We start from the raw sequence: 26,031 nt of genomic DNA on the forward strand, positions 1-26,031 counted from the left end.
TTATCTTGCCCTGCCCTCAGTTATAGCTATTGGCCATTAGCCGCGCAATGTACCTCGTCGCCTCACCGAAGCTGCATACGCCACGCGCGATGGATACGGTTATTACGGGCGAAGTCCGGGTCCAGGGTCTGGGCGCTGATTTCTTCTACCACGTACCGCGCCATCAGGTGTTCGTCCAACTGGAACTTGCGGAAGTTGTTGGAGAAATACAGCACGCCACCCGGCGCCAGACGGGCCATGGCCAGGTCCAGCAGTTGCACATGATCACGCTGCACGTCGAATACGCCTTCCATACGCTTGGAGTTGGAGAAGGTTGGCGGGTCGATGAAGATCAGGTCGTAGCTGTCACGGTTGCCTTCCAGCCAGGCCATTACATCGCTCTGCTCCAGGCGGTTGCGCTCGGAATAGCCATTGAGCGCCAGGTTGCGCCGTGCCCAGTCCAGGTAGGTTTTCGACAGGTCGACGCTGGTGGTGCTGCGCGCACCGCCCTTGGCCGCGTGCACGGTGGCCGTGGCGGTGTAGCAGAACAGGTTGAGGAAGCGCTTGCCAGCGGCCTCGCGCTGGATGCGCATACGCATCGGGCGGTGGTCGAGGAACAGGCCGGTATCCAGGTAGTCGGTGAGGTTGACCAGCAGCTTGACGCCACCTTCGTTCACCTCCTGGAAGCGGCCCTCGGTAGCCTGACGTTCGTACTGGCGCGTACCGCTTTGCCGCTCGCGACGCTTGAGCACTACACGCTGCGGCGAAATGCCCAGCGCCTGCGGGATGGCCGCCAGTGCATCGAGCAGACGCGCCTGAGCCTTGTCCGGGTCGACCGAACGTGGCGCGGCGTATTCCTGCACGTGTACCCAGTCCTGGTACAGGTCGACCGCCAAGGCATATTCGGGCATGTCGGCATCGTACAGGCGGTAGCAGTCGACCTGCTCGCGACGGGCCCACTTGCCCAGTTGCTTGAGGTTCTTCTGCAGGCGGTTGGCGAACATCTGCGCCCCTTCCGACAGCCGCGCTGGCTCACTGGCCTGCGGCGCCTGCTGACGGGTTTCGCTGCCTTCAGGCTGCGCTTCGCGGCGTTCACCCGTGACGAACTGGTCAGGCTGCACCTTGAACAGCAGTAGCTTGCATGGCAATGCGCCGTTCCAGAACGCGTACTGCTTGTGGCTACGAATGCCCATGCGCTTGCCCAGTTGCGGCGCGCCGGTGAATACCGCTGCTTCCCAGCCCATGCAGGCCTGGCGCAGGCGCTCGCCCAGATTCTGGTAGAGGTACAGCAGGCTGGCTTCGTCACCCAGACGCTCACCGTAGGGCGGGTTGCTGATGACCAGGCCTTTCTGGTTCTGGTCCGGGCGTGGCTCGAAGGTGCTGACTTCGCCTTGGTAGATCTTCACCCAGTCGCCCAAGCCGGCACGCTCGACGTTGTTGCGACCCGGCTGGATCAGCCGCGGGTCAGCCTCGTAGCCACGGATCCACAATGGTGGCTTGGCCAGGCCGGCCTGCGCGCGCGCCTGAGCCTCGTCATGCACCTTGCGCCACAGCGCCGGCACATGGCCGAGCCAGGCGCTGAAGCCCCAGCGTTCGCGCTTGAGGTTGGGGGCGATATCGGCGGCGATCATCGCGGCCTCGACCAGGAAGGTACCCACACCGCACATCGGGTCGGCCAGGGCACCACCTTCGGCCGCGATACGCGGCCAGCCAGCACGGATCAGCACCGCTGCCGCCAGGTTTTCCTTCAGCGGCGCGGCACCTTGCTGCAGGCGGTAGCCACGCTGGTGCAGGCTGTGCCCGGACAGGTCGAGGGACAGAATGGCCTCGCCGCGGTCCAGGCGCAGGTGCACACGCACGTCAGGGTCGATCTTTTCCACGGACGGGCGCAGGCCTTCACGGTTACGCAGCTTGTCGACGATGGCATCCTTGACCTTCAGCGCACCGAAGTGGGTATTGTCGATGCCGGAGCCATGGCCGCTGAACTCCACAGCCAGGGTGCCGTCGGCTGCCAGGTGGTCGGCCCAGTCAACCGCGTGCACACCGTCGTAAAGGTCGTCGGCGTTCTTCATCGAGAAGCGCTTGAGCACCAGCAATACGCGGTTGGCCAGCCGCGACCAGACACACAGGCGGTAGGCAGTTTCCATGTCGGCGGCGCCGCGAATGGCCGAGGTGTGCTCGCGCACCTCGTCAAGGCCGAGGCTTTTGGCCTCTTCGGCGAGCAGGCTTTCAAGGCCTTTGGGACAGGTGAGGTAAAGTTCGAAACGGTCCGACATGAGTATTCCAGCGCCTTGGGCTATTTGACTGACGGGGCGACGCATCGCCCCGCGATGTTTGCCCGTACACCTTTCCAGCAGGCGTGCGGGTGGCCTTCTGCGGCACACAACGTGCGGCAGAAAAGCCGGGCCGCCTGACCGATCCGTGCTTGGCCCAGTGGCAAAGACAGCTTAGATCATCAGGCAGTACGAGAAATTCTGGCGATCTGCGGGCCGATGTGACCCTTCGTCGCATTTCAAATTATTTCTGTCATCCGCATCAACGCTGGCGAAATGACGTCAAAGAACGGCAAAACCCGATCAATACGGGGCTAAACAGCAAACAAGGTTGAGTCGCATTTATTTACTTATCCCCTCACCCTTGGAAAGGTTACGTGCTTATGACAAATCGGTCATTCACACCGTGACTCGCATTCGATAGAACTGGTCTCAGGCCACTTCGCAACGAGGCGGCACTTTCAGCTCGCCACGCCGGCAGCGAGCGCAAACCGGCAGAACGACTCTGCCCGGCCTCGGAGAGGCCGACGGGACATTACAGTCAACAAGTGAGGGCAACACCCTATGAGAAGACTTAAGCGTGATCCGTTGGAAAGAGCATATTCACGTGGTTACCAATACGGGGTCACCGGCAAATCCCGCGAACTTTGCCCCTTCAATCTTCCTTCTGTTCGCCAAGCCTGGATCAACGGCTGGCGTGAAGGTCGCGGTGATAACTGGGACGGAATGACTGGCACCGCTGGCATCCATAGACTCAACGAAAATCACGCCGTTGGCTGAACGAGGACACTGAATTCGATTTACCATGCACGCCCCATCCGGGCGGCGGGCGAAGGCCCAGGGGCCCCTTGAAGGGGCCCTTTTTTATGCCTTGGCAAATCTCATCAGCTGTACCCACACTGTCCCTGCTGGGGCGGGCTTGTCAGGTCACCGCGGCATTGCCGCGATAGCATCCACCGCTTCGCGAATCAGCGCCGGCCCCTTGTAAATGAAGCCCGAGTAGATCTGCACCAGGCTCGCCCCGGCCGCGATCTTATCGGCAGCATGGCGGCCTTCGGTAATGCCACCGGCGGCAATGATCGGCAACTTGCCGCCCAGCTCACCTGCCAGCACCTTGACGATATGAGTGCTTTTCTCCAGCACCGGTGCGCCCGAGAGGCCACCCGCCTCGCCACCGTACGGCAATGTTTCGACACCTTCACGGCCCAGCGTGGTGTTGGTGGCGATCACCGCATCCATGCCCGACTCCATCAGCGCGGCGGCCACCAGCGCCGTTTCTTCGTCGCTCATGTCCGGCGCAATCTTGATTGCCAGCGGCACGCGCTTGCCATGTGTACCGGCCAGTTGCTCGCGGCGCTCGGCCAGGGCGTCGAGCAACTGCTTGAGCGAGTCCCCGAACTGCAGGCTGCGCAGGCCCGGGGTATTTGGCGAGCTGACATTGACCGTGATGTAGCTGGCGGCGGTGTAGACCTTGTCCAGGCAGATCAGGTAGTCATCGACGGCACGCTCGACCGGTGTATCGAAGTTCTTGCCGATGTTGATGCCCAGTACCCCCTTGTAGCGCGAAGCGCGTACGCGCTCGAGCAGGTGATCAACGCCCAGGTTGTTGAAGCCCATGCGGTTGATGATGGCCGTGGCTTCCGGCAGACGGAACAACCGCGGCTTGGGGTTGCCAGGCTGCGGACGCGGGGTGACAGTGCCGATTTCGACAAAACCGAAGCCCAGCTGGGCGAAGCCGTCGATGGCCGCGCCGTTCTTGTCCAGGCCGGCTGCGAGCCCCACCGGGTTGGCGAAGTTCAAGCCCATGACCGAAACCGGCAATGACGCCGGTTGCTTGCACAGCATGCCGTTGAGGCCCATACGGCCACCGGCGCCGATCAGGTCCAGGGACAGGTCGTGGGAAGTTTCCGGGGAAAGCTTGAACAGCAGCTGGCGGGCCAGGGTATACATGGGCGGGCAAGGCTCAGGGTGAGTGAGGGGGCGATTATAGCCAGCGAGGAGCTGGCAGGACAGCAAATCGTGGAGCGCTTGGCACATCGGTTGCACCCTTTCAGCCCACAGCCTTATCAGTAAGGGCGAGGACTCTTGTGAACACTGTACCCCGAGCAACGCCCCTGGCCTGGGTCAACGGCAGCGACGCGCCGGAAAAAACCAGCCTGAACATCGGCTACATGGCCCTGACCGACTGCGCCTCGGTAGTGGTCGCCGCCACCCAGGGCTTCGCCCAGCAGCACGGCCTTACCCTCAACCTCAAGCGCCAAGGCTCGTGGGCCGGGCTGCGCGACAAGCTGGTCAGCGGCGAACTGGACGCCGCGCACTGCCTGTATGGCCTGGTCTACGCCGTGCACCTGGGCATTGGCGGCGTACCTGCCAACGACATGGCCGTGCTCATGGGGCTGAACCAGAACGCCCAGGCTATCAACCTGTCCCCTGCCCTGCAGCGCAAGGGCGTGACCAACCCTGAGGCACTGGCACGCCTGGTGCACCAGCATGGCGCGCGCCTGACGTTCGCCCAGACCTTCCCCACCGGCACCCACGCCATGTGGCTGTATTACTGGCTGGCCAGCCAGGGCATCCACCCGCTGCGCGACGTCGACAGCGTCGTGGTGCCACCGGCGCAGATGGCTGCACACCTTCAAGCCGGGCGCATTGACGGCTTCTGCGTCGGTGAGCCCTGGGCCGCCGACGCCGTGGCCACAGGCCAAGGCTTCACCCTGGCCACCAGCCAGTCGATCTGGCCGGATCACCCGGAAAAGGTCCTGGCCTGCACACGCGCCTTTGCCGGGCAATATCCCAACAGCGCCCGTGCGCTGATCAAGGCGATCCTCACCGCCAGCCGGTTCATCGAGCAAAGCCCGGAAAACCGCCGCAGCACCGCGCAACTGCTGAGCGCAAGCGCCTACCTGGACACCCCGCTGGACAGCATAGCCCCCCGCCTGCTCGGCCACTATGAGGATGGCCTGGGCAATGAGTGGCAAGACCCACACGCCCTGCGCCTGTTCGACCAAGGCCGGGCCAACCTGCCCTACCTGTCCGACGGCATGTGGTTCATGACCCAGTTCCGCCGCTGGGGCCTGCTGCGCGAAGACCCCGACTACCTCGGCGTGGCCCGGCAGGTCCAGCAACTGCAGTTGTACAGCGAGGCCGCACAGAGCCTGGGCATCGCTTGCCCGGACCAACCGATGCGCAGCAGCCTGCTGATCGATGGCTCCCGCTGGGACGGCAGCGACCCCTTCGGCTATGCCCGCAGTTTCAGCTTGCATGCCTTGGGCGACCTGCCCGATGCCCGTGTCGGCGCGTGAGGGGGGGGACGAACATGTTGCGCATCCTGCTGATCGACGATACCCAGAGCAAGCTTGGTCGTCTCAGGGCGGCGTTGAGTGAGGCCGGCTTCGAGGTCATCGAAGCCCCGGACCTGACCATCGACCTTCCCGCCTGCGTCGAAACGGTGCGCCCGGACGTGGTGCTGATCGATACCGACTCACCAGACCGCGATGTGATGGAACAGGTGGTGCTGGTCAGCCGTGACCAGCCCAGGCCCATCGTGTTGTTCACCGACGAGCACGACCCCGGGATGATGCGCCAGGCGATTCAGGCAGGGGTCAGCGCCTATATCGTCGAGGGCATCCACGCTGCGCGGCTGCAGCCGATCCTGGATGTGGCCATGGCCCGCTTCGAAAGCGACCAGGCACTCAAGGCGCAGTTGCTGGCGCGCGATCAGCAATTGGCCGAACGCAAGCGCATCGAGCAAGCCAAGGGATTGCTGATGAAGATGAAGGATTGCAACGAAGAGCAGGCCTATACCCTGATGCGTCGCCAGGCCATGAGCCGGCAGCAGAAGCTGATCCAGGTGGCCGAACAGATCATTGCCATGCATGAGATGCTCGGCTGACGCGCTGAAAATCTCTTGCCGGCCGCGCCAGAAGTTGGCCCATCTCTTGCTCGACAAATCGTACCGGTAGCCAACGGCGGTTACCCCACTTGAATCCCGACAAAGACGTCGCTCGCCCCTCCACCTCGTGGAGCGGGTGGCGACGTCTTTTTCGTTCCGTTGTACTACCGAGTGAGGTGTTCGATGAGTACCAGCTTCTGGAAATCCGGGCATGTGCCCACGCTGTTCGCCGCGTTTCTGTACTTCGACCTCAGCTTCATGGTCTGGTACCTGCTGGGCCCGCTGGCGGTGCAGATTGCTGCCGACCTGCAACTGAGCGCACAACAACGGGGCCTGATGGTCGCCACGCCGATCCTGGCCGGGGCGCTCCTGCGGTTTGCCTTGGGCGTTCTGGTCGACCGCCTGTCGCCCAAGACTGCCGGCCTGATCGCCCAGGTGGTGGTTATCGTCGCCCTGGCTGCGGCCTGGCACCTTGGCGTGCACAGCTATGAACAGGCACTGCTGCTAGGCGTGTTCCTGGGCTTTGCCGGTGCTTCCTTCGCCGTCTCGCTGCCGCTGGCCTCGCAGTGGTACCCGCCACAGCACCAGGGCAAGGCCATGGGCATCGCCGGCGCGGGCAACTCCGGCACGGTGTTCGCTGCCTTGCTGGCACCGGCACTGGCAGCGGCCTTTGGCTGGAACAATGTATTCGGCTTTGCCTTGATCCCGCTGTCACTGGCGCTGGTGGTGTTCGCCCTGCTGGCGCGCAATGCCCCACAACGGCCCAAGCCGAAAGCCATGGCCGACTACCTCAAGGCACTGGGCGACCGTGACAGCTGGTGGTTCATGTTCTTCTACAGCGTCACCTTCGGCGGCTTCATCGGCCTGGCCAGCGCCCTGCCCGGCTACTTCAGCGACCAATACGGCCTGAGCCCGGTCACCGCCGGCTACTACACCGCCGCTTGCGTGTTCGCCGGCAGCCTGATGCGCCCGCTCGGCGGCGCCCTGGCTGACCGTTTTGGCGGCATCCGCACCCTGCTGGGCATGTACGGCGTGGCCGCCATCTGCATTGCCGCAGTCGGTTTCAACCTGCCCTCTGCCGCGGCCGCACTGGCGCTGTTCGTCAGCGCCATGCTCGGCCTGGGGGCGGGCAATGGCGCGGTATTCCAACTGGTACCGCAACGCTTCCGCCAAGAGATCGGGGTAATGACCGGCCTGATCGGCATGGCCGGCGGCATCGGCGGCTTCCTGTTGGCGGCCGGGCTGGGCACCATCAAACAGCACACCGGTGACTACCAGATGGGGTTGTGGCTGTTCGCCAGCCTGGGCCTGCTGGCCTGGTTCGGCCTGCACGGTGTGAAACAGCGCTGGCGCACCACCTGGGGCTCGACTGCAGTCACCGCAGCGCGGGTCTGAGGCACGCCGATGAGTCTGCAACTGAGCTTTGCCCAGGCCAGCGCCACCGGGCCGCGCGAGGAAAACCAGGACGCCCTGCGCCTGGTCACGCCGGCACCAGAGCTGGCCGCCAGCAAAGGCTACCTGTTCGCCTTGGCCGACGGCGTAAGCCAATGTGCCGATGGCGGCCTCGCGGCGCGGGCCAGCCTGCAGGCACTGGCTCTGGATTACTACGCCACCCCGGCCACCTGGAGCGTGGCCCAGGCCCTCGACCGCCTGCTGCTGGCGCAGAACCGCTGGTTGCGCGCCCAGGGCAGCGGCCAGCCGTTGCTGACCACGCTTAGCGCGCTGGTGTTGCGCGGCAGGCGCTTTACCCTGGCCCATGTCGGCGACTGCCGGGTGTACCGCTGGCACGAGGGGCACCTGCAATGCCTGAGCGAAGACCATGTATGGGACCAACCGGGCATGCAGCATGTACTGAAACGGGCGCTGGGCCTGGACCAGCACCTGCTGGTGGATTATCTGGAGGGCGAGCTGCAAGCGGGCGAGTGCTTCCTGCTGCTCAGCGACGGGGTCTGGGCCAGCCTGGGCGAACAACACATACAGGCCGTGCTGCGCGAGCAAACTGACCTGCAACTGGCCGCCGACACCTTGGTGGCCAGCGCCCACTTCAACGGTAGCAAGGACAACGCCAGCGCCTTGCTGGTGCAAGTCGAACAACTGGGCACGGCCAACCTGGGCGATACCCTGGCGCAACTGCAACAGTGGCCAGTGCCCGGCCCCCTGCGCGAGGGCCAGGTGATCGACGGCTGGCAGGTCGAAACACTGCACGCGCACAGCCGCCAGTCCTTGCTGTACAAAGTACGCGATAGCAAGACCCAGCCTTGGCTGCTCAAGACCCTCCCCACTGCACGCGAACAGGAGCCGGGGGCGGCCCAAGGGCTGTTGCTGGAAGAGTGGTTTCTGCGCCGCATCGCCGGCCGGCACTTCCCCGAGCTACACACCGCCAGTCAGCGCCAGCACCTGTACTACGTAATGCGCGAATATCCCGGCCAAAACCTGGCGGCGTTACTGGCCGAACAAGGCCCGCTGCCCCTGCCGCAATGGCTGGAGGTCGCCCGGCAACTGCTGCAGGCAGTCGGCGTGCTGCATCGGCGCAACTTGCTGCACCGCGATATCAAGCCAGACAACCTGCACCTGGGCCGCGATGGGCAACTGCGCCTGCTGGACTTCGGCCTGGCCTATTGCCCGGGCCTGTCCGAAGACCCGCTGCACGAGCTGCCCGGCACGCCCTCGTACATCGCCCCGGAAGCATTCGATGGCCACCCGCCCAGCCCGCGTCAGGACTTGTATGCAGTCGGCGTAACCCTGTACCACCTGCTGACCGGACACTACCCGTACGGCGAGGTCGAGGCCTTTCAGCGCCCGCGCTTCGGCCAGCCGGTCAACGCCGCGCGCTACCGACCCGACCTGCCGGAATGGCTGCAGCACAATCTGCTGCAGGCTGTGGCGAGCGACCCGGCGCAGCGCTTCGAAACCGCCGAACACTGGTTGCTGCTGCTCGAGCGCGGCGACCGCCAGGATCTGCCCAGCCGACCACGGCCGCTGCTGGAACGCGAGCCGCTGAAGGTGTGGCGCACCCTGGCCCTGCTGTCGTTGCTGATCAACCTGATACTGCTGTTCACCCTGCTCAAGGGCTGACCGCACCTTGCCGATGAGGAACCCCTGATGAATGCAAAAGTATGGCTGGTCGGTGCCGGCCCTGGCGACCCTGAACTGCTCACCCTCAAGGCAGTGCGTGCGTTGCAGCAAGCCGCCGTGGTCATGGTCGACGACCTCGTCAACCCGGCAGTGCTTGAGCATTGCCCGCAGGCCCGGGTGATGACCGTGGGCAAGCGCGGCGGTTGCCGCTCTACACCGCAAGCGTTCATACAGCGCCTGATGCTGCGCCACGCGCGACAGGGTCGTTGCGTGGTGCGACTCAAGGGCGGCGACCCTTGCATCTTTGGCCGTGGCGGTGAAGAGGCGCTGTGGTTGCAGGGGCATGGCATCGAGGTAGAGGTGATCAACGGCATCACCGCCGGCCTTGCCGGGGCCACCCAATGTGGGATTCCCCTGACTTCACGGGGTGTGAGCCGAGGGGTGACGCTGGTGACGGCGCACACACAGGACGATAGCGAGCTGAACTGGGCGGCCTTGGCTCAGGGCGGAACAACGCTGGTGGTATACATGGGGGTAGCGCGGCTGGAGCAGGTGCGCCAGGGATTGCTGGCGGGAGGCATGGCGCCGGGGATGCCGGTGGCGATGATCGAAAATGCCTCGCTGCCGCAGCAGCGGGAGTGCAGAAGCGATGTGCAGGGAATGGTGGAAGCTGCGCGCGGGTTTGGCTTACGTAGCCCGGCGATCTTGGTGATTGGGGAGGTGGTCGGAGAGCAACTGGCTCCGGGGCGCATCGCAATCGCTGGCTGACCTGGGGGCAGCCTTTGAGGTCGGTTAGAACCCAGGCAAAGAAAAACCCGGCCGAGGCCGGGTTTTTCATGAAGCTTCACACCAATTACTTGGCCTGGGCTTCTACCTGAGCTTCAACGCGACGGTTGATAGCACGGCCTTCTTCGGTAGCGTTGTCAGCAACCGGACGGGTTTCGCCGTAGCCAACCGAGTCAACACGGCTGGATTCTACGCCGTACTGCTGGGTCAGGACTTGCTTGACAGCGTTGGCACGACGCTCGGACAGCTTCTGGTTGTAAGCGTCTGGACCCACGGAGTCAGTGTGACCTTCAACCACGGTGGTGGTTTGTGGGTACTGGTTCATGAAGTCAGCCAGGTTTTTGATGTCGCCGTAGCTGTTAGGCTTGACGACCGACTTGTCGAAGTCGAACTTGACGTCCAGCTCAACGCGAACGACTTCGGCAACAGCCGGGCAGCCGTCGGCGTCAACGGTAACGTTGGCCGGGGTGTCTGGGCACTTGTCGACGTTGTCGCACACGCCGTCGTTGTCGGAGTCGGAGCAGACTTCAGCAACTGGAGCCGGAGCAGCTTCAGCTTGCTTCGGGCTACCGCCGAAGTTCAGGCCAACACCAACGCTCGGGGCCCACTCGGTGTCGCCCTGGTCGATGTTGTACTGAGCTTCTACGCCGGCACGGGCGTAGAACATGTCGGTGATGTACCACTTGGCACCAGCGCCAACGTTGGCGAAGGTGGAGTGGTCACGACCGCCACGGCCGGTCTGGCCCAGCGACTGGTGCGAGAAACCAGCGGAAACGTATGGACGGATAGCGTCGTACGGGTTGTTGAAGTGGTAAACGGCGTCCAGGGCGGTGTTCGAGCCCTTGATGTTCTTGCCGTCTTCGCCACGAGCGTTGTGCACTTCGTCGTAGCCCAGACGCAGCTCGACGTCGTCGGTCAGGAAGTAACCGATCGAACCGCCGAACAGGTTGCCGTCGTTCTTGAAGTCGCGCTGGCTGTCGAAGAATTCTTTCTTGTAGAAGATTTCAGTCTCGACGGCGCCTTGACCTTGTGCCATAGCGCCAATCGAAGTGGCGGCTACAAGCGAACCAATGGCCAAGCCCAAGGTGTTTTTCAATTTCATCCGTTAAATCCCCATCTGGTGATAGTTAAGCAGTCCCACCACAAACAAGAGGGACAACTCGACGGCGAGTCTAGCAGAACTCGCCGGTTCGTTAGAGATACTTGCACGCCTCTAAGTTTCATCAAGGCCGGCAAATTTCTCCCGAAGCTTGTCTAGCGCACGCTTGTAACGCATTTTCGTGGCGCTCAGGCCCATGTGCATGATGTCGGCAATTTCCTGAAACTCCAGCTCTGCGACAAAACGAAGCACCAGAATTTCCCGGTCAATCGGGTTCACATGCACCAGCCACTTGTCCAGCCCGCCTTTTTCTTCCGGTTTCGGAGCCTTGTCTTCGGACGCCTCTTCAACAGGGTCCAGACTCAAGGCATCCATCAACCGACGTTTGCGGCGCTCCTTGCGGTACTGGGTAATGCACTCGTTGTAGGTGATGCTGTAGAGCCAGGTCTTGAACTTCGACTTACCCTCGAAGTTTTTCAGCCCGTACAGCACTTTCAGCATCACTTCCTGACAGACATCGTCCGCGTCACGGTCGTTCCCCAGATAACGCGCACAGACGTTGAACAGGGTCCGCTGGTAGCGCCGCATGAGCTCCTCATAGGCGCGGGTAACGTGGTACAGCTCCTCATGCGAACGCGCCACCAACTCTTCGTCTGTGAGCTCGCGGGGGTCATAGCGCATGGGCGGCGAATGAACTTTATTCAAAACGGATCTGGCCGACAGTCAGGTCAATGTCGCCGCGCGACCCCGTGGGTCGAATTTCGCGGCGGCATACATTAACAGCTTTTGTGCGGTTAGCGGCTATTGACTCGCTGTTCAAGCAGCTCGCGGTTAGACAGCGACACCAGTTCGCCATCATCGGTCAGCAGCGTCGTCTTCACCGTACCGATCTCCTCGATATGCCCTTCGACCTCTCCAATCCGCACCTGCTGGCCCACTTGGTACAGCTCGCGTACGTAGATGCCGGCCAGGATCTGCCCGGCGATTTCGCGACTGCCAAGGCCCATGGCCAAGGCAACGGCCAGACCAACGGTAATCAGCCCGATAACGATGACGTGGTTCAGCAGGTCGGTTTTCACTTCCAACTGGCTGATGGCCACCGAGATGCTGATGATGATCACCAGACCTTGGGTGATACGCCCCAGGCCCGCCGAGTATTCCAGGCCGATACCTTCGGCAGCGCCACGTACCAGGCCGTTGGCCACCTGCGCCAGCAGCACGCCGGCCAGCAGCACCAGGGCCGCGCCGAACACCTTGGGCAAGTACAGGGCGAGCATGTCGAGGGTTGCCGAAACCCGCTCCAGGCCCAGCGATTCCGCGGCCGAGACCAGGAAAATGAGCAGCACGAACCAGTAGACGATCTTGCCGATCAGGGTCGAGATCGGCACCTGGATACCGCCCCGACCGAGCATTTTGGTGAGGCCGGTGCCGGCCATCAGGCGGTCCAGGCCAAATTTGGCCAACAGTTTGGACAGCAGCGTGTCGAGCAGCTTGGCCACCACGAAACCGAGCAGCACCACGACCAGCGCGCCGAACAGGTTGGGGATGAAGTTCGCTACCTTGGTCCAAAGGGCAGTCATCGCGGTGACCAGGCTCTGGGTCCAGAGATCGAGTTCCATATTCAATCGGCCTTATCTGCTTTGCTGCCGCTGGCAGCGTTGCGGGAAGAGTGTCGACGCACCGGCGCAACGTGCGCCGAGCCATTGTTCACGGCAATCAGCAGCGCCTGGCACCAGCGGCCAAGCAAGCTGAACAGATCACCCGCGCCAACCTGGCGGTTGGCGGTTTTCAGCACGCGACCCAGGCAAGCGGCGTCATCCCGGTCGTCCCGGTCATTGCCGGAGGGTGACGCCTTGAGCAGGTCGCGCAGGGATTCTTCAAACGGATCGTGCATGGGCACCTCGCGCAGTGTCAGCAAGAGACGAGATGGCCGGGCAACGGGTCACACATCCCGTTGGGACGAATGTTTCAAATTGCACAGCTATACCCACCGCAACCGCCGGAACAGCCACCACTGCCCCACGGCCAACCCCAGCACGACGATGCAGGCGAACAGGAAGCCCAAAGGGTTTTGCGCCCCGGGGATGCCGCCGACATTGATGCCCAGCAGCCCGGTGACAAAGCTCATGGGCAGGAAGATGCAGGTGATGATGCCAAAGCGGTACATGGTGCGGTTCATCCGCTCGCTGCGCCGCCGGTCCTCGCTTTCCAGCACCAGTGCAGCGCGTTCGCGGGCCAGCTCCAGCTCTTCGAGATAACGGATCAGGCTGTTGTTGAGTTCATTCCAGTAATCGGCGTCGGCATTGGCGAACCAGCTCCATTTGCTGCGCGACAACTGCGCGTAGATTTCCCGTTGCGGGGCGAGAAAGCGGCGCAAGCCAGCGGCGCGACGGCGGATCTGCTGCAGGCTGCCCTGTTCCGGGGTATACCGCTCGTCGGATTCAACCTTTTCTTCCTCCAGGTCGACCAGCTCGGCCAGGTCGCTGACCAGGCCCTGAACCTTTTCGGTCAGCAACTCACCCATCAACAGCAACAGTTCCGAGGCCGATTTCGGTCCCCTGCCCTGTTCCAGCAGCTGGAGAATTTCATCGCTGGCGCGCAACGGCCTCAGGCGCAGCGAGATAACCCGCTGCGCCTCGGCAAAGATGCGTACCGAAACCATGTCTTCGGGCTCGGCACCCGGGTTGAGGTTGACGCCCCGCAGGAACAGCAACAGCTGTTCGTCCGCCAAGGGCAGCAGGCGCGGCCGGGTGTTTTCCTCCAGCAGCAGCTCGCAGGCGAACTCGCTCAGGCCGCTGTCGTGCAACAGCCAGGTACGGGTTTGCGGATGGCTGCGGTCCCAGTGCAGCCACAGGCTCTGCTCCGGTTGCAGCTGCAGGTCATCCAGTTCGGTACGGGCAATCGAGCGCGCGCCGCCTTTGCCATCGAGCACCAGGGCATGCACCAGCCCCCACTGCGCGTTGTCTTCCTCCAGCATCAAAGCTCCATCAGCGCGTGCAGCGCATTACTCCGGCATTTTCAGCGGGCTCGGCGAAACCAGCACGCCATTGTTGTCGGCATATACATACTCGCCCGGACGGAAGGTTACCCCGGCGAAGGTCACCACCACGTTGAGATCGCCGATACCGCGTTTGTCAGTCTTCATGGGGTGACTGGCCAGGGCCTGCACGCCGACGTCGGTCTGGATCAGCACGTCGACATCACGCACACAGCCGTAGATCACCAAGCCTTCCCAACCGTTTTTTGCGGCTTTTTCGGCGAGCATGTCGCCGAGCAGCGCACGGCGTAGCGACCCCCCGCCATCGACTACCAGTACTTTGCCCTTGCCGTCGAGTTCAACCTGCTCCTTGACCAGCGAATTGTCCTCGAAACACTTGATGGTGACGATCTGACCACCGAACGAGTCGCGGCCACCAAAATTGCTGAACATCGGCTCCAGTACTTGTACCAGGTCCGGGTAGGCGTCACACAGGTCGGGCGTTACGTAATGCTGCATGGGAAGCTCCTGTCAGTCACAACGAAAGCGGGTATCGGCCAAGGCTACACCTTGGAGGCTGTCGCAGTCATCCGGGACCGGGCAGTCATTTGTATTCATCCTGTACCGGCCCACTCACGCGAGACCCGCGCCTGCACAGGAACACGCCGTTATCCAGGTGTAGGAGCGGGTTTACCCGCGAATACGGTGGCGGCGTCAACGGTGAACGGCGGAGGGAAATTGGCCAGCAGGGCCGGCCCTTTCGCGGGTAAACCCGCTCCTACGACGGCCTGTGTCCACCACCAATCTGTGTAGGAGCGGGTTCACCCGCGAAGAGGCCATGACAGGTGCAGCAAAGTCAGCTGGCAGGCACAGGTTCCGCAACCGCAGTGGACGCATGCACCGGCAGCAGCGGATTGCGCAGCCAGCGCTCCACCAGCGGCCACACCTGCACCTGCGCGGCCTTGCTCACCAGCATGTCGACATGCCCGAAGGCCTCGAAGCCCTCCTCACGCCCCAGCCGGAGGAACTGCTTGCGCTCGCCGCCCAACTGCTCGAACAGCTTGCGGCAGGCCCACACCGGGTCCTGGAAGTCCCCAGCGCCGGCCACCGCCAGCAGCGGCACATCCACCTCTGCCAGCCCCGCCCACCAATCGTGCTTTTTGTCGCCAAAGCGCCCGAACAGGCCGTGCCAGCGCATGCTCTCCAGGGCCAGGCCTATCGGCTCGTCTTCAGGCCCACGCTTGAAGCGTGGCCCGGATATCTGCCCCCAACGCTTGAGCACCAGCTTCGCACCCCAAGCCAGCGGTGGCACTTTCAACGGCCAATAGACACGGCTGATCTGGGTGCCGAACAACGCCACGCTGGCCACTTGCTCGGCAGCCAGAAAACCACCGCCCAGCGCAGCTACCAGGGTGGTGCCACCCAAGGAATGGCCAACCCAGTGCGGCGCCTGGCCCGACTGCTCGCGCACGAATGCGTTGATCAACGGCAGGTCATCACGGGCGTAGGCGGCAACGCTGTTGTGCTTCCAGTCCTGGTTACGCGGCGACAGGCCATGGCCGCGCATTTCCGGGATCCAGACATCGAAACCGGCGCGCGCAAGATAGGCACCCAGGCCAACCCCTTTGGGCGAATACCAGAAGCGCCGATTGGAAAAACTGCCGTGCAGGAGAATGACCGGCACGCCTTGGGCCTGACCCTGGTCGGCCAGCCCCAGACGGGTGATGGCGAGCTCGACGCTGGGGTCCGGGCCATTACCGGCCTTGATCCGATACACGTCTTCGCTGAGATCGCCGCGGCGCTCGGCACTGAGCAGGGCCACGGGGAATAGAGTGCTGCTGCTTTGCATAAGGTTGCTTGGTGCACAAAAAAGGGCGGGTTCCATTGCTGGAGCTCGCCCTGGAAAAAACCAGGCAAGAGGACGCCAGACGTCCCCCTGCGTTTTACAGCCTCAGGCCGCGCCTTGGCCTTCGGCCAGGAAGAACCAGGTCTCGAGTACCGAGTCCGGGTTCAGCGATACACTTTCGATGCCCTGTTCCATCAGCCACTTGGCAAGGTCCGGATGGTCCGATGGGCCTTGGCCGCAGATGCCGATGTACTTGCCGGCCTTGTTGCACGCGGCAATGGCGTTAGCCAGCAGCTTCTTCACCGCAGGATTTCGCTCGTCGAACAGGTGGGCAATGATGCCCGAGTCACGGTCCAGCCCCAGGGTCAGCTGGGTCAGGTCGTTGGAGCCGATCGAGAAGCCGTCGAAGTATTCCAGGAACTCTTCGGCGAGGATGGCGTTGGACGGCAGTTCGCACATCATGATCACGCGCAGGCCGTTGTCGCCGCGGGCCAGGCCGTTTTCTGCGAGCAGGTCGACAACCTGGCTGGCTTCGCCCAAGGTGCGCACGAACGGCACCATGATCTCGACGTTGGTCAGGCCCATCTCGTTGCGCACACGCTTCAGTGCACGGCACTCGAGCTCGAAGCAGTCACGGAACGATTCGCTGATGTAACGCGAAGCACCGCGGAAGCCCAGCATCGGGTTTTCTTCTTCCGGCTCGTACAGCTTGCCGCCGATCAGGTTGGCGTACTCGTTGGACTTGAAGTCCGACAGGCGCACGATGACCTTTTTCGGGTAGAAGGCCGCCGCCAGGGTGCTGATGCCTTCTACCAGCTTCTCGACGTAGAAGCCGACCGGGTCGTTGTAGCCGGCGATGCGCTTGTCGACGCTGTCTTTCAGGTCGGCAGGCAGGCCCGCATAGTTCAGCAGCGCCTTGGGGTGCACGCCGATCATACGGTTGATGATGAACTCCAGGCGTGCCAGACCGACACCGGCGTTGGGCAACTGGGCGAAGTCGAAGGCGCGGTCCGGGTTGCCGACGTTCATCATGATCTTGAACGGCAGTTCCGGCATGGCATCGACCGAGTTTTGCTTGATGTCGAAGCCCAGCTCACCTTCGAAGATGAAGCCGGTATCGCCTTCGGCACAGGAAACGGTCACGCCCTGGCCGTCTTTCAGTACCTGGGTAGCATTACCGCAACCGACTACCGCCGGAATACCCAGCTCACGGGCGATGATCGCCGCGTGGCAGGTACGGCCACCGCGGTTGGTGACGATGGCACTGGCGCGCTTCATCACCGGTTCCCAGTCCGGGTCGGTCATGTCGGAGACCAGCACGTCGCCCGGCTGGACCTTGTCCATTTCCGATACGTCGTTGATGACACGAACCTTGCCAGCGCCGATACGTTGGCCAATGGCACGGCCTTCGACCAGCACGGTGCCTTTCTCTTTGAGCAGGTAGCGTTCCATGACGTTGGCGCTGGAACGGCTCTTCACCGTTTCAGGGCGGGCCTGGACGATGTACAGCTTGCCGTCGTCACCGTCCTTGGCCCACTCGATGTCCATCGGGCGCTGGTAGTGCTGTTCGATGATCATGGCCTGCTTGGCCAGCTCGCTGACCTCGGCATCGGTCAGGCAGAAGCGTGCGCGCTCGGCGCGGTCGACTTCGACGGTCTTGACCGAACGGCCGGCCTTGGCTTCGTCGCCATAGACCATCTTGATCGCCTTGCTGCCCAGGTTGCGGCGCAGGATGGCCGGACGGCCGGCCTGCAGGGTGTTCTTGTGCACGTAGAATTCGTCAGGGTTGACTGCACCCTGTACGACGGTTTCGCCCAGGCCATAGGCACCAGTGATGAATACCACATCGCGGAAGCCCGACTCGGTGTCGAGGGTGAACATGACGCCGGCGGTGCCGGTTTCGGAGCGGACCATGCGCTGCACACCGGCAGACAGGGCAACCAGCTTGTGATCGAAGCCCTGGTGCACGCGGTAGGCGATGGCGCGGTCGTTGAACAGCGAAGCGAACACTTCCTTGGCCGCGCGGATCACGTTATCGACGCCGCGGATGTTGAGGAAGGTTTCCTGCTGGCCGGCGAACGAGGCGTCCGGCAGGTCTTCGGCGGTAGCCGAGGAACGCACGGCAACGGCCATGTTGTCATTGCCGGCGGCCATTTCGGCGAAGGCCGTACGGATTTCCGAATCCAGACGTGGCGGGAATTCGGCTTCCATGACCCACTGGCGAATCTGCGCGCCGGTCTTGGTCAGGGCGTTGATGTCATCTACGTCCAGTGCGTCGAGCGCAGCGTGAATCCTGTCGTTCAGACCACTCTGTTCGAGAAAATCGCGGTACGCCTGCGCCGTAGTGGCAAAGCCGCCCGGCACCGATACACCAGCACCGGCAAGGTTGCTGATCATCTCGCCCAGGGATGCGTTCTTGCCCCCCACATGCTCCACATCATGGACGCCGAGCTTATCGAGGGAAACTACGTACTCTACCAAGGTGATCTCTCCACTAACTGTGTTGGAAAAGCTCAAAAGGCGCCCGCCTGTCTTCTTTGACTTGGCCGGGCGTTTGTGGCCTGTACCTGGAAAATAGGCTCTGCAAATGTGGCAGAATGTCGACAGCCGCATTCGGCAAACCGAACTTATCATATCCAAGAATCGTCATCAGCTTAAGGCCCAGATCGCAAATGAAACGAACCGCGTTCTTCATCTCCGACGGCACGGGTATCACTGCCGAAACCCTGGGCCAGAGTTTGCTCGCGCAATTCGAGAGCATTCCCTTCAACAAATTCACCCGTCCTTACATCGATTCACCGGACAAAGCGCGGGCCATGGTCCAGCAAATCAACGCTGCGGCCGAGCGGGATGGGGTCCGTCCGATCATCTTCGACACCATCGTCAACCAGGACATCCGCGAGATCCTGGCGACCTCGAATGGCTTCATGATCGACATCTTTTCTTCGTTTTTATCCCCACTTGAGCAGGAATTGATTGCCCATTCGTCGTATTCCGTGGGCAAATCCCACTCGATCGGCGGCAATTCCAACTACATGGAACGCATCGAGGCGGTGAATTTCGCCCTGGATAACGACGACGGTGCACGCACCCACTACTACGACAAAGCCGACCTGATTCTGGTTGGCGTTTCGCGTTGCGGCAAGACCCCAACCTGCCTTTACATGGCCATGCAGTTCGGCATCCGTGCCGCCAACTACCCGCTGACCGAGGACGACATGGAGCGCCTGCAACTGCCGGCGGTGCTGAAAAAGCACCACAACAAGCTGTTCGGCCTGACCATCGACCCCGACCGCCTCACCGCCATCCGCCACGAGCGCAAGCCCAACAGCCGCTATTCCAGCTTTGCCCAGTGCGAGTTCGAAGTACGTGAAGTGGAAAGCCTGTTCCGCCGGGAGAACATTCCCAACATCAATTCCACGCATTTTTCGGTGGAAGAAATTTCCGCCAAGATCCTGGTCGAAAAAGGCGTGGAGAGGCGGTTCAAGTAAACCTGTCCGGGCCCGCTCCCCTGTAGGAGCGGGTTCACCCACGAAAGGGCCAGCCCAGGCATACAAAAAAGCCCCGGCATCACTGCCGGGGCTTTGTTTTACCTCACTACAAGGCTCAGGACGGCACCACGGCTGCCTGCCCACTCATGGCCAGGTCGACCAGCTCGCGGTTGGCCACCGCGTACATCGCATAGTCAATACCCGTGGCATTGCGCAGGTCGTCGAGCATGGCGCGCCAGCGTTCCACCATTCCCCGGTGCTGCTCTGCCCACAGCGCCACACGAGCATCCATGTCTTCCGGTGCATCGACCATCTGCAGGACCGAAATGGTGATCGCCCGCTGCTGCAAGTCGATATCGTCGCGGAATGCCTCGCGGGCCAGCGCCTGCCAGTTGTTTTCCACCGGCAGGTTGCTGATTTCCTGCAGGTACCAGGTCAGGTCCAGCGCGCTGCCCACGGCGAAGAATGCCTTGGCCACCTGCGCCGGCTCATGGCCGGTAACGTCGGCCGCTTCAATGATCGGCAGCAGGGTGTACAGGTGGCTGGTACCTGCCACCATACGCGCCAGCAACTCCGGCACACCGGCCTCGACAAAGCCCTGGTAGCGCACCATCCAGCGTTCGCGGGTGGGGCCTTCGAGCAGCTCATCAAGTTTCAGACCCAACTGCGCGATCTTCGGCCCGAAGTGCGCGGTATCGCGCCCAGCGTCCTGTTCGTTACGGCGGCTACGCAGGAACCAGCGGGTGGCACGGCGGCCCAGGCGCATCAGCTCGTCCATCAGGGTGAGCTGGATTTCTGCTGGTACCTGATAGTCCAGTGCCTCGATCTGGCGGAACCAGTGCGGCAGGTGGAAGATGTCGCGCACGATCACATAAGCGCCGGCCACGTTGGCCGGGCTCATGCCGGTCGACTCCTTCAGGCGCTGGACGAAGGTGATACCCATGTTGTTGACCAGGTCGTTGGCGATCTGGGTGCTGACAATTTCGCGCTTCAGGCGGTGGCGGCGCATGGCCTCGGCGAACTTGCTGACCAGGGACGGCGGGAAAGCGGTGTCCATGTCACGGGTCAGGTAGTCGTCGTCCGGCACCAGCGACTTGAGCAGTTGCTCCTTGAGGTCGATCTTGCTGTACGAGATCAGCACCGACAGCTCGGCGCGGGTCAGGCCCTGACCGGCAGCCAGACGTTCGGCCAACTGCTCTTCGGACGGCAGGAATTCGATGGCGCGGTCCAGCTTGCCACGCGCCTCGAGGTCGGCCATCAGGCGCTTGTACTCGGCAATCCGCTCGCGGGCGCGGCGGGCGGCCAACGACAGCGCCTGGGTCTGCTTGTAGTTGTTACCCAGCACCAGGCCGGCCACTTCGTCGGTCATGCTGCCCAGCAGCTGGTTGCGCTGCTTCTCGGTCATGTCGCCACCCTGCACCACTTCGTTGAGCAGGATCTTGATGTTGACCTCGTGGTCGGAGCAGTCCACGCCGCCGGCGTTGTCGATGAAGTCGGTGTTGGTGGCGCCGCCGTTCAGGCCGAACTCGACCCGGCCGAGCTGGGTCATGCCCAGGTTGCCACCCTCGCCCACCACCTTGCAGCGCAGTTCGTTACCGTTGACCCGCAGCGCATCGTTGGCCTTGTCGCCCACATCGGCGTGGCTTTCAGTGCTGGCCTTCACGTAGGTTCCGATGCCGCCGTTCCACAGCAAGTCCACCGGGGCCTTGAGCAGCGCGTTCAGCAGCTCGGTCGGGGTCAGGCGGTCGGCTTCGATGGCGAAGCGCTCCTTCATCTGCGCACTGATGGCGATGCTCTTGGCACTGCGCGGGAAGATCCCGCCGCCTTCGGACATGATGCTGGTGTCGTAGTCGCTCCAGGCCGAACGCGGCAGATCGAACAAACGCTTGCGCTCGGCAAAGCTGGCGGCTGGCTCGGGGTTGGGGTCGATGAAGATATGCAGGTGGTTGAACGCTGCCACCAGTTGCAGTTTGTCGGACATCAGCAGGCCATTGCCGAACACGTCGCCCGCCATGTCGCCCACCCCGATGACGGTGATCGGGTCTTCCTGCACGTTGATGCCACGCTCGCGGAAGTGACGCTGTACGCCCACCCAGGCGCCGCGTGCGGTAATGCCCATTTTCTTGTGGTCGTAACCGGCCGAGCCGCCCGAGGCAAAGGCGTCGCCGAGCCAGAAGCCGTAGTCGATGGCAATGCCGTTGGCGATGTCGGAGAACGTCGCGGTGCCTTTGTCGGCCGCCACCACCAGGTACGGGTCGTCATCGTCATGACGCACCACGTTGGCCGGCGGCACCACGCCACCGTCCTTGAGGTTGTCGGTGATGTCGAGCAGGCCGGAAATGAAGATGCGATAGCACGCCACGCCTTCGGCGGCAATCTCGTCACGGCTACCGCCAATCGGCAGACGTCGTGGCAGGAAGCCGCCCTTGGCGCCGACCGGCACGATGACCGAGTTTTTCACTTGTTGGGCTTTGACCAGGCCCAGCACTTCGGTGCGGAAGTCTTCTTCCCGGTCGGACCAGCGCAAGCCGCCACGGGCGACGTTGCCAAAGCGCAGGTGCACGCCCTCGACGCGTGGCGAATAGACGAATATCTCGAACTTTGGCACCGGTTTGGGCAGTTCGGGGATCAGCTTGGGGTTGAACTTGAAGCTGAAGTACGACTTGTTCTGGCCGTTTGCGTCGGGCTGGTAGAAGTTGGTACGCAGGGTGGCCTTGATCAGGTCCAGGTAGCGCCGCAGGATGCGGTCTTCGTTGAGCACCTGAACGTCGTCCAGCGCAGCCAGAATGGCCTGCTCCAGGCGCTGCTGCTTGTCGTCAAGGTCGTCCTGGGTGAGCTTGCGTGCCAAGTAGAAGCGGGTCTTGAACAACCGGGTCAGCTCGCGCGCGATATCGGTGTGGTTGTTCAGGGTACTGGCGATGTAACCCAGGTCGAAGCCCAGGCGAATCTGCTTCAGGTAACGGGCGTAAGCGCGCAGCAGGGCCACGTCGCGCCATGGCAGGCCGGCAGTCAGTACCAGGCGGTTGAAGGCGTCGTTCTCGGCGTCACCACGGACGATGTGGATGAAAGCGTCCTGCAGGGTGTCGTTGAGTTGCTGGATCTCCAGGCTCAGGCCTTCGCTGTAGGTGAAGGCGAAGTCGTGAATCCAGTATTCCCGGCCATTGGCATGGCGCAGGCGATACGGGAACTCGCCGAGCACGCGCAGGCCAAGGTTTTCCAGAATCGGCAGCACATCGGACAGCGCCAGCGGGGTGTCGGCGTGGTACAGCTTGCAGTGCAGCGTGCGCTCGCCAACCTGGGTCAATGGTTGGTAGAAGCTCATTGCCAGCGGCTTGCTTTCCGACAGGCTCAACACATGCTGCAGGTCGACCACCGCCGAGTGTGCAGCGAAGCGCTCGCGGTACCCGGCCGGGAAGCCTTTGGGGAACTCGGCAAGGATGTTGGTGCCCTGGGCTTCGCCGAAGTTCTCTACCACCAGTGCCGAGTAATCGTCATGCCACGAGCGGCAGGCCTGGATGACTTCGCGTTCCAGCTGCTGCGGGTCGATGTCGATGCGGTTCTTGGGGTCGACCCGCAGAATCAGTTGCACACGGGCCAGAACCGATTCGGAGAAGAAGGTCCAGAACTCGCAGTCGCTGGCCTTCAGACGCTCCATCAGCACCTGCTGGATCTTCTGCCGCACTTCGGTGGAGTAGATTTCCCGCGGGACGTAGGCCAGGCAGTAGCAGAAGCGGCCGTACGGATCTTTGCGCAGGAACACGCGGATCTTGTTGCGCTCCTGGATCTGCACGATTGCCATGACTGTGCTGAACAGCTCGTCGATCGGCGTCTGGAACAGGTCGTCGCGCGGCAGCACTTCCAGCACCTGGGCCAGTTCCTTGCCCAGGTGGGCCTTGGGATCGAAGCCCGAACGGCGCTCGACTTCGGCCACCTTCACGCGGATGTACGGAATGGCATGCACGCTTTCGCCATACACCGACGAGGTGTACAGCCCCATGAAGCGGTGCTCCTTGATCACCTTGCCATCGGCGTCCAGCTGACGGATCGACACGTAGTCCGGGTAGGCCGGGCGGTGCACGCGGCTGGGCAGCGCGGCCTTGGCGAACGACAGCAACAGCGGCTCGTTGAGGTAGGCCACGGCATAGTCTTCGATGCGCAGCTCTTCTGCCTTCAAACCCACGCGCAGGCGACGCGGCAAGCCGAGGAACGACTGCCCGTCGTAGACCATCTGGCCGCCATCGGCGTCGCCCTTGACGGTGAATTCTTCATAGCCCAGGAAGGTGAAGTGGTTATCCAGCAGCCACTCGAGGAAGGCCTTGACTTCGCCCTTCTCGTTTTGGGCAGGGCCAAAGGCAGTCTGCTCCACCTGCGCCACCACTTCACGCAGCTTGGCCTTCATCGGTTCGAAGTCGGCCACCACCACCCGTACCTCGGCCAGCACCTGCTCGATTTCGCGGGTCAGCACTGTCAGCTCGGCGGCGTTGGCGCAGCGGTCGATCTCCAGGTACATCAGTGACTCGTAGCACACGCCCTCGCCCTGGGTACCCTTGGGCAGCAGTTCCAACAGCTCGCCCTTGGCACCACGGCGCACGCTGAGTACGGTGGTTTGCAGGGTGTGGATGCTGTAGCCACGGCGATTGAGCTCGGTGCGCACCGAATCGACCAGGAACGGCAGGTCATGGTGCAGCACTTCGACCACGGTATGGGTCGACTGCCAGCCATTGCGTTCGTAATCAGGGTTGTACACCCGTACTTGCGGATATTCGGGGTCGAAACGCTCGATGATGCGCCAGGCTGACAGGGTGCAGCCGGCCAGGTCGGAAAGCCTGCGTTGGGTGAGTTCGTCCAGAGAGATGATGCCGAAGAACTGCTCGGCGAACAGCGCCACTTGTGGCAGGGACTGCTCGCTGATGTGCTGCGCCAGGGCCGCTTGCAGTTGATGCTGAAAGTCGGCTTTGCTGGCTGCGGTGAAGAACGCCATCTGTGGTACTCCGCTTGGGCTTTGTAATAATTGAAGCGTCGCTGCGTGCGCCGTGTACGGATCAACGATAGCCAACCCGTGGCATGGCGGACGGTAAAAAACCAGACGTTGAACGTGCGCAGGCACGCCCAGGGCTCGCCGAAGCTTAACGACTGATCGGTCATCTACGCTTGCAGCGCTGCGACAATTTCGGTCAAGGGGGGGTAACTTTACGTTTATGCCTGTACGCAAGACTGTCAGAATCCCCTTCCGTTTCCTTTGATTCGAGCCTGCTCATGCAAATCAACACCGCCCTGCTGTTCGCCACCCCTTGCGATGACGAGGAAGACAACATGGCGACCCTGTGTTGCCACAGCGACAAAGGTCAGATGTTCCTGCTTACCCGCTACCCGGACGAGGACACCGTCGACCTGACCCTGGATGATGAGCCGTCGACGCTGGATGGCCTTAAAGTGACCCTGAGCGCCAAGCGCCTGCTGATTGAAGTGGCGGCCGGTGACCGGGACGCGCTGAAGGGGGATGAAGTGCTGGAGATCAACCTGACCAGCGAGTTGAGTGACATGGATGAAGTGAAAGAAACCCTTGAAAACATCCTGGCCGGTACTGGAACCTTGGTCTGCGAGCTGTAGGAGCGGGTTTACCCGCGAAGCAGGTACAGCGGTGGGTGGCATGGAATCTGAGTGCCCCGGAAAGCCCTAGCCCAATGCTGCCTGCATTTCTTGCGCCTGCACCCGCAACGCCTCGCAAAACGGCTCCACCGCTGCCGATGCCGGCCGATGGTCCGGGCGTATCAGCATCACCTGATAGGGCACCGATACCCGTAACCGGCGGATCGGCAACCCGCTTTGCGCCGCCTCCAGCCCGCTCAGCGGGTTGATGATCGCCACCCCAAGGCCTTGCCTGACCATGGCGCACACCGACGCGGCACTGGTGGTCTCGATAACCGTGCGGCGGTTGACCCCGGCCGCACGAAAGTGCTGATCAAGACGCTGCCGGTAGGTATCCAGGCTGGCCAGGTTGATGAAATCGACCTCATGGAAATCACTCAGCTCCAGTTCAGCCTTCACCTGCAGCGGGTGATGCTCGGGCAACACGCACACCATGTTGGCACTGAACAGCAATTCTCCATACGCGCCACGCGGTATCTGTTCGACTTCAGTCAGGCCAAGGTCATGCTGCTGGGCAACCAGTGACTCCTCCAGCAAAGGCGACTCCTGCGCCAGAATGCTCACGCTCACGCCCCTGTGCTGCTGGTGAAAGCGCTGGCAAGCCTTGGGCAACAAGGTTTGCGAGAACAGCGGCAGGCAGGTGATGGCCAGCCGGCCCTGCTCGAAGTTGCGGATGGCCTGGGCAAAGCGATCGATCCGCTCCAGCCCGACGTAGGCGCGCTCGACCTCCTCGATCAGCAGCAACGCCTGGGCGGTGGCCACCAGGCGCCCTCCCTCGCGTTCGAACAGATTCAGGCCGGTCACTTGCTCCAACCGGGCCAACTCGCGGCTGACGGTGGGCTGCGAGGTGAACAGCAGGCGCGCGGCACCCGTGACACTGCCAGCGGCCATGATGGCGCGGAACACTTCGATGTGGCGGACGGACAGTTTCACGGCAAATACCCGAAGCGTTGACAATAGGTAT

20 protein-coding genes are annotated in these 26,031 nt (G+C 62.5%); 8 read left to right on the forward strand and 12 right to left on the reverse strand.

What is annotated here, in order from left to right; all coding sequences use genetic code 11:
• Positions 1 to 62 precede the first annotated feature (62 nt).
• Positions 63 to 2,255: a bifunctional 23S rRNA (guanine(2069)-N(7))-methyltransferase RlmK/23S rRNA (guanine(2445)-N(2))-methyltransferase RlmL gene (gene rlmKL / locus ACF8RA_RS04250; RefSeq protein ID WP_392488402.1), complete on the reverse strand. Its 2,193-nt coding sequence runs from the start codon at positions 2,253 to 2,255 to the stop codon at positions 63 to 65.
• A 561-nt stretch (positions 2,256 to 2,816) separates the two neighbouring features.
• On the opposite strand from rlmKL, the gene rmf reads away from it, so the two are divergent.
• A complete protein-coding gene (gene rmf, locus ACF8RA_RS04255; RefSeq protein WP_003248687.1) occupies positions 2,817 to 3,032 on the forward strand; it encodes a ribosome modulation factor in 216 nt (71 codons plus the stop codon).
• A 147-nt stretch (positions 3,033 to 3,179) separates the two neighbouring features.
• Here rmf and ACF8RA_RS04260 read toward each other — a convergent pair whose 3' ends face one another.
• The gene (locus ACF8RA_RS04260; protein ID WP_176684429.1) at positions 3,180 to 4,202 is read right to left on the reverse strand and encodes a quinone-dependent dihydroorotate dehydrogenase; all 1,023 of its coding nucleotides are present in this window, start codon (positions 4,200 to 4,202) and stop codon (positions 3,180 to 3,182) included.
• Between the two features lie 137 nt (positions 4,203 to 4,339).
• Between ACF8RA_RS04260 and ACF8RA_RS04265 the strand changes: the two genes are divergently transcribed.
• The 5 genes from ACF8RA_RS04265 to cobA all read left to right on the forward strand — a co-directional run bounded on the left by ACF8RA_RS04265 (position 4,340) and on the right by cobA (position 9,987).
• Positions 4,340 to 5,554 carry a CmpA/NrtA family ABC transporter substrate-binding protein gene (locus ACF8RA_RS04265; RefSeq protein ID WP_392460977.1) on the forward strand — a complete coding sequence of 405 codons (1,215 nt, stop codon included), beginning with the start codon at positions 4,340 to 4,342 and terminating at the stop codon, positions 5,552 to 5,554.
• A gap of 14 nt (positions 5,555 to 5,568) precedes the next feature.
• Positions 5,569 to 6,144, forward strand: a complete 576-nt coding sequence (locus ACF8RA_RS04270; protein ID WP_176684431.1) for an ANTAR domain-containing response regulator — start codon at positions 5,569 to 5,571, stop codon at positions 6,142 to 6,144.
• A 183-nt stretch (positions 6,145 to 6,327) separates the two neighbouring features.
• A complete protein-coding gene (locus ACF8RA_RS04275; protein WP_392488404.1) occupies positions 6,328 to 7,539 on the forward strand; it encodes a nitrate/nitrite transporter in 1,212 nt (403 codons plus the stop codon).
• A 9-nt stretch (positions 7,540 to 7,548) separates the two neighbouring features.
• Positions 7,549 to 9,219: a protein kinase gene (locus ACF8RA_RS04280; protein WP_392460979.1), complete on the forward strand. Its 1,671-nt coding sequence runs from the start codon at positions 7,549 to 7,551 to the stop codon at positions 9,217 to 9,219.
• Positions 9,220 to 9,246: 27 nt separating this feature from the next.
• Positions 9,247 to 9,987: a uroporphyrinogen-III C-methyltransferase gene (gene cobA / locus ACF8RA_RS04285; protein ID WP_176684434.1), complete on the forward strand. Its 741-nt coding sequence runs from the start codon at positions 9,247 to 9,249 to the stop codon at positions 9,985 to 9,987.
• Positions 9,988 to 10,072: 85 nt separating this feature from the next.
• Here cobA and ACF8RA_RS04290 read toward each other — a convergent pair whose 3' ends face one another.
• From ACF8RA_RS04290 to ppsA, 8 genes are all read right to left on the reverse strand, one after another.
• Positions 10,073 to 11,107, reverse strand: a complete 1,035-nt coding sequence (locus tag ACF8RA_RS04290) for an OmpA family protein (RefSeq protein ID WP_176684435.1) — start codon at positions 11,105 to 11,107, stop codon at positions 10,073 to 10,075.
• Positions 11,108 to 11,218: 111 nt separating this feature from the next.
• Complete coding sequence (sigX, locus tag ACF8RA_RS04295) at positions 11,219 to 11,785, reverse strand: RNA polymerase sigma factor SigX (RefSeq protein ID WP_003248665.1); 567 nt, start codon at positions 11,783 to 11,785, stop codon at positions 11,219 to 11,221.
• A gap of 113 nt (positions 11,786 to 11,898) precedes the next feature.
• The gene (locus ACF8RA_RS04300) at positions 11,899 to 12,723 is read right to left on the reverse strand and encodes a mechanosensitive ion channel domain-containing protein (protein WP_003248659.1); all 825 of its coding nucleotides are present in this window, start codon (positions 12,721 to 12,723) and stop codon (positions 11,899 to 11,901) included.
• A 2-nt stretch (positions 12,724 to 12,725) separates the two neighbouring features.
• Complete coding sequence (locus ACF8RA_RS04305) at positions 12,726 to 12,998, reverse strand: hypothetical protein (protein ID WP_028697557.1); 273 nt, start codon at positions 12,996 to 12,998, stop codon at positions 12,726 to 12,728.
• Between the two features lie 87 nt (positions 12,999 to 13,085).
• Entirely contained in the window at positions 13,086 to 14,081 is a 996-nt protein-coding gene (locus tag ACF8RA_RS04310) for a zinc transporter ZntB (RefSeq protein WP_176684436.1), read from the reverse strand.
• A gap of 27 nt (positions 14,082 to 14,108) precedes the next feature.
• Entirely contained in the window at positions 14,109 to 14,600 is a 492-nt protein-coding gene (gene rraA / locus ACF8RA_RS04315; RefSeq protein ID WP_003248652.1) for a ribonuclease E activity regulator RraA, read from the reverse strand.
• 337 nt (positions 14,601 to 14,937) lie between these two features.
• Positions 14,938 to 15,930, reverse strand: a complete 993-nt coding sequence (locus tag ACF8RA_RS04320) for an alpha/beta fold hydrolase (protein WP_392518823.1) — start codon at positions 15,928 to 15,930, stop codon at positions 14,938 to 14,940.
• A gap of 102 nt (positions 15,931 to 16,032) precedes the next feature.
• A complete protein-coding gene (gene ppsA, locus ACF8RA_RS04325; RefSeq protein ID WP_019752139.1) occupies positions 16,033 to 18,408 on the reverse strand; it encodes a phosphoenolpyruvate synthase in 2,376 nt (791 codons plus the stop codon).
• 191 nt (positions 18,409 to 18,599) lie between these two features.
• Between ppsA and ACF8RA_RS04330 the strand changes: the two genes are divergently transcribed.
• Positions 18,600 to 19,418 (forward strand): pyruvate, water dikinase regulatory protein, encoded by an 819-nt coding sequence (locus ACF8RA_RS04330; RefSeq protein ID WP_021785502.1) that lies wholly within the window; start codon positions 18,600 to 18,602, stop codon positions 19,416 to 19,418.
• 115 nt (positions 19,419 to 19,533) lie between these two features.
• Here the strand turns inward: ACF8RA_RS04330 and ACF8RA_RS04335 are convergent, their stop codons facing one another.
• Positions 19,534 to 24,399 (reverse strand): NAD-glutamate dehydrogenase, encoded by a 4,866-nt coding sequence (locus tag ACF8RA_RS04335; protein WP_392460981.1) that lies wholly within the window; start codon positions 24,397 to 24,399, stop codon positions 19,534 to 19,536.
• A gap of 275 nt (positions 24,400 to 24,674) precedes the next feature.
• Between ACF8RA_RS04335 and ACF8RA_RS04340 the strand changes: the two genes are divergently transcribed.
• Positions 24,675 to 25,028, forward strand: coding sequence for a hypothetical protein (locus tag ACF8RA_RS04340; protein WP_014591821.1), 354 nt, complete (start codon positions 24,675 to 24,677; stop codon positions 25,026 to 25,028).
• 66 nt (positions 25,029 to 25,094) lie between these two features.
• On the opposite strand, the gene ACF8RA_RS04345 is transcribed toward ACF8RA_RS04340, so the two are convergent.
• On the reverse strand, positions 25,095 to 26,000 hold the full coding sequence (locus ACF8RA_RS04345; RefSeq protein ID WP_392488406.1) for a LysR family transcriptional regulator: 906 nt from the start codon (positions 25,998 to 26,000) through the stop codon (positions 25,095 to 25,097).
• Positions 26,001 to 26,031 lie beyond the last annotated feature (31 nt).

The organism is Pseudomonas sp. FYR_5 (genome assembly GCF_043106315.1).
In the GTDB taxonomy this organism is placed as follows: Bacteria; Pseudomonadota; Gammaproteobacteria; order Pseudomonadales; family Pseudomonadaceae; genus Aquipseudomonas; species Aquipseudomonas putida_Y.